General features: G+C 67.6%; 6 protein-coding genes. 2 read left to right on the forward strand and 4 right to left on the reverse strand.

Translation table 11 applies throughout. The annotated features are described in order from the left end of the window. A partial coding sequence (locus tag QZ609_RS24670) for a hypothetical protein (protein ID WP_295500516.1) occupies window positions 1-310 on the reverse strand: 310 nt, incomplete at its 3' end. A 183-nt stretch (window positions 311-493) separates the two neighbouring features. On the opposite strand from QZ609_RS24670, the gene QZ609_RS24675 reads away from it, so the two are divergent. Further along, window positions 494-1,822, forward strand: coding sequence for an MFS transporter (locus QZ609_RS24675; protein ID WP_295500519.1), 1,329 nt, complete (start codon window positions 494-496; stop codon window positions 1,820-1,822). A 26-nt stretch (window positions 1,823-1,848) separates the two neighbouring features. On the opposite strand, the gene QZ609_RS24680 is transcribed toward QZ609_RS24675, so the two are convergent. Next, entirely contained in the window at window positions 1,849-2,601 is a 753-nt protein-coding gene (locus QZ609_RS24680; protein WP_295500523.1) for an oxidoreductase, read from the reverse strand. A gap of 300 nt (window positions 2,602-2,901) precedes the next feature. On the opposite strand from QZ609_RS24680, the gene QZ609_RS24685 reads away from it, so the two are divergent. After that, complete coding sequence (locus QZ609_RS24685) at window positions 2,902-3,186, forward strand: HU family DNA-binding protein (protein ID WP_003272088.1); 285 nt, start codon at window positions 2,902-2,904, stop codon at window positions 3,184-3,186. Between the two features lie 82 nt (window positions 3,187-3,268). On the opposite strand, the gene QZ609_RS24690 is transcribed toward QZ609_RS24685, so the two are convergent. Both QZ609_RS24690 and hutG read right to left on the reverse strand, forming a co-directional pair. Beyond that, window positions 3,269-3,847 carry a HutD family protein gene (locus QZ609_RS24690; protein WP_295500539.1) on the reverse strand — a complete coding sequence of 193 codons (579 nt, stop codon included), beginning with the start codon at window positions 3,845-3,847 and terminating at the stop codon, window positions 3,269-3,271. Next, window positions 3,828-4,790 carry a formimidoylglutamase gene (gene hutG / locus QZ609_RS24695; RefSeq protein WP_295500542.1) on the reverse strand — a complete coding sequence of 321 codons (963 nt, stop codon included), beginning with the start codon at window positions 4,788-4,790 and terminating at the stop codon, window positions 3,828-3,830. Before hutG ends, QZ609_RS24690 begins: the two co-directional genes overlap by 20 nt. Window positions 4,791-4,853 lie beyond the last annotated feature (63 nt).

A 4,853-nucleotide genomic window follows, 5' to 3' on the forward strand; every position in this document is an offset into this window, starting at 1 on the left:
CGCCCCGGCCGCGGCCGCCCCAGCCACCGTGACCACCGTGGCAACCCCAGCACCCGCCGAGCCAGACGCTGCCGAAAACAGGGGCGGGGTAATAGGCCGGGCCATAGTAATAGGGGTACGAATACGGATAGGGATACGGATAGTCGTAGCCATAGGCCGGCGCCGGCGCGACCGCCACTGGTGCCACCGGGTTTCCGTAGGCGTCGTAATACGGCGCGACCACGCAGCCGCCCAGCAGGGCCGCCGCGCACAGGGCGAGCGCGCCGGGCAGACAGGCAGTGAATCGGCCGAGATGGGATGTCCGCTCCATCATGTGCTCCCTTCGATGCATGTGGATATACGTTCGACCACGTTTGGCCCGATCGATTCCAAGGTCTTGCGCACCCCTGCCATTCCTTGCCAGATCACTTAACATGGCTGCTTCGCCGTCCACGCGAAGGGGGGAGAGAAATCGCGGCCGGCGGACACCCCACAACACCTGGAGGCAACATCCATGCAAGCCACGGCAGCGCCAGTACAAGGCGATCGTGCAGCAGCACCGGCCATCTCGGCCACCACCCGACGCAAGGCCATCATTGCCGCCACCATCGGCAACGGCCTGGAGTGGTTCGATTTCACCGTCTACTCCTTCTTCGCCGTCATCATTGCCAAGCTGTTCTTTCCGACCGGCAATGACGTCACCTCGTTCCTGCTGACCGTCGCCACCTTTGGCGTGGGCTTCTTCATGCGCCCGGTCGGCGCCGTCGTGCTCGGCGTGTATGCCGACCGCGCCGGCCGCAAGGCATCGCTCACGCTCACCATCATGCTGATGGCGGTGGGCACGGCCATCATCGGGCTGGCGCCGACGTACTCGCAGATCGGCATCGGCGCGCCGATTTTGATCGTGATCGCGCGCCTGATCCAGGGCTTCTCGGCCGGCGGCGAGGTCGGCGGCGCCACCGCCTTCCTGATCGAATACGCGCCCAACGAGCGGCGCGGCTATTTCGCCAGCTGGCAGCAAGCCAGCCAGGGCATCTCGTTCATCCTGGGCGCAGCGATGGGTGCGATCGTCACCAACGGCCTGTCGCCGGAGCAGATCGACACGTGGGGCTGGCGCGTCCCGTTCCTGTTCGGCCTGCTGATCGGCCCGGTGGGCATGTACATCCGCTCGCACCTGCATGAGCCGCCCGCGTTCGAAGAGCAGAAGGCCAAGGCCGCCAAGGAATCGCGCCTGGCACCGCTGTCGCAGGTGCTGCGCGATCATCCGCGCGAAGTGCTGGGCGGCCTGGGCGTGACCATCCTGTGGACGGTCTGCACCTACACGCTGGTGTTCTACATGCCGACGTATGCCAAGCAGCAGCTCGGCCTGCCGCTGGGCGCGACGTTCCAGTCGACCGCGCTGTGCGGCGCGATCATCTTCATCCTGTGCCCGATCATGGGCACGCTGTCGGACCGCATCGGGCGCAAGCGCATGCTGGGTACGGTGGCGTTCGTGATCGCGCTGGCGGCGTACCCGCTCTTCCACTGGCTGAACGTGAGCCCGACGGTGCAGACGCTGCTGCAAGTGCAGGTGATCCTGGGCGTGCTGCTGGCGGCGTTCACGGGCCCGGCGCCGGCGGTGCTGGCCGAGCAGTTCCCGACCGCGGTGCGCTCGACCGGGCTGTCGATCGCGTACAACCTGGCGGTGACCATCTTCGGCGGCTTCGCCCCGCTGATCGTGACCTGGCTGATCACCAGCACCGGCAGCAAGCTGGCGCCGTCGTACTACGTGACGGTGGCCGCAGTCATCAGCATCTTTGCGCTGGCCCTGATGCACGACCGCACCGGCAAGGCGGTCGAGTGATCCACTGAAATGGACGCGGCGGCCGGTTACCCGACCGGCCGCTCGTCCTGCGCGGCCAGCAGCGCCGCGTTTTCCAAGACCCGCACGCCCGGCGCGTCCACGCGCGCCGCCGTCGCCAGGGCCGCTGCCACCGACTCCGCCGGCACCGGCCGCCACGTCTTCGGCACCATCCAGCCGAGCACCTTCGACAGGTTTTGCGCAACACGTTCTGCCGGGCGGCGCTCCGCGCGCGGGCCGAGCATCAGCGATGGCCGCACCACCGTCACCGACGGGAAGCCGATCGACAGGACGGCCGCTTCCACCTCGCCCTTGCAGCGGTTGTAGAACACGCCCGAGCGCGCATCGGCGCCCAGCGCGGTGACCAGCAGGAAATGGTGCGCGCCCGCCGCGAACGCCCGCCGCGCGACTTCGGCCGGGTAGTCGACGTCGACGCGCCGGAACGCCGCCTGCGAGCCGGCCTGGCGGATGGTGGTGCCCAGCGCGCAGATGACGATGTCGGCGGCAAACGCCGACTGGAATTCCGGCGCGTCCAGCCGTTCAAAATCGATCACGCGCTCACGCAATCTGCCGGGCAGCGCCTGCCCCGCTGTCAAGGCCCCGGGCCGCCGTACCAGTGCCGTCACGCTGCCCGCCCAGGTCTGCGCCACCAGCCGGCGCACCACGGCGCGCCCCACCAAGCCATTGGCGCCAACCACCAGCACGGCCGGTCCGCGCGGCAGCTCAGCGGCACCGCCATCGGCCGCGAAGCCTTGTGCGACAGGCGTTTGCGAACTCGACATGATGTTCTCCATGAGGTTTGCCAGCAGCGGATACGCCCAGTGTACGGCGTGCGCGGCGCGGTTCTGCACGGCCGGTCTTGCGCGGTTTCGGTGCGCGCGGACGTGTCCGAAATGCAAACAAACCCTGTCTATATCAGGTTTTTCCCGAATACCTGCCCGCAAACGTAGACGGGATAAGTGTCAGTTGCAAGCAACGGCCCGCAAAGCCTTGCCGTTAGGGGATGTGCAACCCTTCACAACGGTGATATAAAACGGGTCGCAGTACAACGCTGTCCAACAAACCTGAAGTGGGGAACTGACATGACGACCAAATCCGAACTCGTAGCCGCCATTGCAAAAGACGCTGAACTGAGCAACGCCGCCGCCGAGCGCGCTCTGAACTCCGCGCTGGAAAACATCAAGAAGACCGTCGCCAAGGGCGGCACCATCACGCTGGTTGGCTTCGGTTCGTTCTCGTCGGGCAAGCGTGCAGCACGCACCGGCCGCAACCCGCGCACCGGCGAAGCCATCAAGATCCCGGCAACCAAGACCGTGAAGTTCACGGCTGGCAAGGGCTTCAAGGACGCCGTGAACAAGAAGAAGTAAGAGTCTTCTGCCGCGCCCCCACGGGGCCGGGAGACTTGCAAGGGACCCATCTGGGTCCCTTTTCTTTTGCCCGGACGCAGCGTTACGCGACCGGCCAGAGTGCCACCAGATAGCCGACCGTGCCGACCCGTGCGACCAGCGTGTCGCTGCCGGACGGCGCATCCAGCCTGACGGCCGCACCCTGCGGCACCTCCAGCGCGCCGACCGACAGTGCGCCGTGCACGCAATACACCAGCCACTGCGTGCCTGCGCGCGTCGCCGGTAACGAACGGCGCTCGCCCGCCGCCAGCGTGATCGCCTCGGCGTGATGCGCCCAGGTGTCGCGGCGCGTCATCACGTTGAAGTCCGACAGCGGCGCATCGAGCGTGGCGTGAATGTCCACTTCGCCCGGGAAGCGCACCGGCGCCTCCCCTGGCGCGAGCGAGACGGTCTCGCCATCGGCGCGATGCAGCGTCAGACGTCCGCCCGCGATCACCGCCAGCGAGCGATCGATGCCGGCAAAGCGCGAGAACGGCCCCGCCGCATCCACCTGCGCGGTGCTCACGCGCCAGTCGAAATTGTCCAGCGACGCCCCGGCCGGCGCGATGGCGATTTCCGTCGTCACGCCGCCGCCGTTCTTCCACGGCATGCGGCGCATCGTGTCAGCGGGCAGCAGCTTCATGACGGCGCAGCAGGTGATAGGCCAGGCGCGCGGCCACACGCACGGTGCGGCGGTCCTGGTCATATTCGGGGTTGGTCTCGGCGATGTCCGCCACACGCACCTTGCCCGTGGCGCAGACGTGCTGCACCAGCGCTTCGAGCACCGGCAGCGTGACGCCGTACGCGGCGGGCGCGGAGACGCCGGGCGCGACAGCAGCCGCCAGCACGTCCATGTCGATGGTCAGGTAGACGTGGTCGACACCGGCCAGCCAGGCATCGAGATCCGCCATGCGCGCGTCGAGGTGGCGCTCCTGCACGTGCGTGTCTTCCACGTAGTGCGCATGCAGCGCGTCGGCGCGGTCGAACAGCGCGGGCGTGTTGGACAGCCGGCTCACACCCAGGCAGCAGTACGTCAGGTCGATGCCGTGGGCGGCGCAATCCTCGGCGATCTGGTCGAACGGCGTGCCGGAGTTGCCGGGTCGGCTCGTGCGCAGGTCGAAATGCGCGTCGAAGTTGACGATGGCCAGGCGGCCGCGCCAGCCCTGCTTTTGCCAGTGCTTGCGCAAACCTTGGTAGGTGCCGAAAGCAACCTCATGGCCGCCGCCCAGCACGACCGGATGCGCGCCCGCATCGAGCAGTTCGCAGACGGCTTCACCGAGTTCGGTTTGGGCACCCTCCAGATCACCGTCATCGCAATTCACATCACCTGCGTCGGCGAGCACCGCGAGGCCATGCGCGGGCACGTTGGCCAACGCGCGGCGGATCTCGCGCGGGCCCTGTGCGGCACCAGCACGACCGTGGTTGCGCACTACGCCTGCATCGCAGGCAAAGCCCAATAGGGCGGGTGTGCCGGACAGCGCCGCCACATAGGCGGACTGCACGATCTGGAACAGGCGTGTCACGTCACCGCGCTCACCCGTGTCGTCACGGCCCTGCCAGACGGAAGTATCGAACGTCGTCGTCATGACCGCGCCAGCACCGCTTGCAGGAACGAGCGCGTGCGCGCTTCCTTGGGCTCGCCGAAGATG

Origin of the sequence: uncultured Ralstonia sp. (assembly GCA_913056305.1) — a bacterium.
GTDB lineage: Bacteria > Pseudomonadota > Gammaproteobacteria > Burkholderiales > Burkholderiaceae > Ralstonia.

What these genes read in the sequence shown, in the direction of transcription:
- QZ609_RS24675 (WP_295500519.1), top strand. Translation starts at nt 494, where the DNA reads ATGCAAGCCACGGCAGCGCCAGTACAAGGCGATCGTGCAGCAGCACCG.
- QZ609_RS24690 (WP_295500539.1), bottom strand. Translation starts at nt 3,847, where the DNA reads ATGAAGCTGCTGCCCGCTGACACGATGCGCCGCATGCCGTGGAAGAAC.
- QZ609_RS24685 (WP_003272088.1), top strand. Translation starts at nt 2,902, where the DNA reads ATGACGACCAAATCCGAACTCGTAGCCGCCATTGCAAAAGACGCTGAA.
- hutG (WP_295500542.1), bottom strand. Translation starts at nt 4,790, where the DNA reads ATGACGACGACGTTCGATACTTCCGTCTGGCAGGGCCGTGACGACACG.
- QZ609_RS24680 (WP_295500523.1), bottom strand. Translation starts at nt 2,601, where the DNA reads ATGTCGAGTTCGCAAACGCCTGTCGCACAAGGCTTCGCGGCCGATGGC.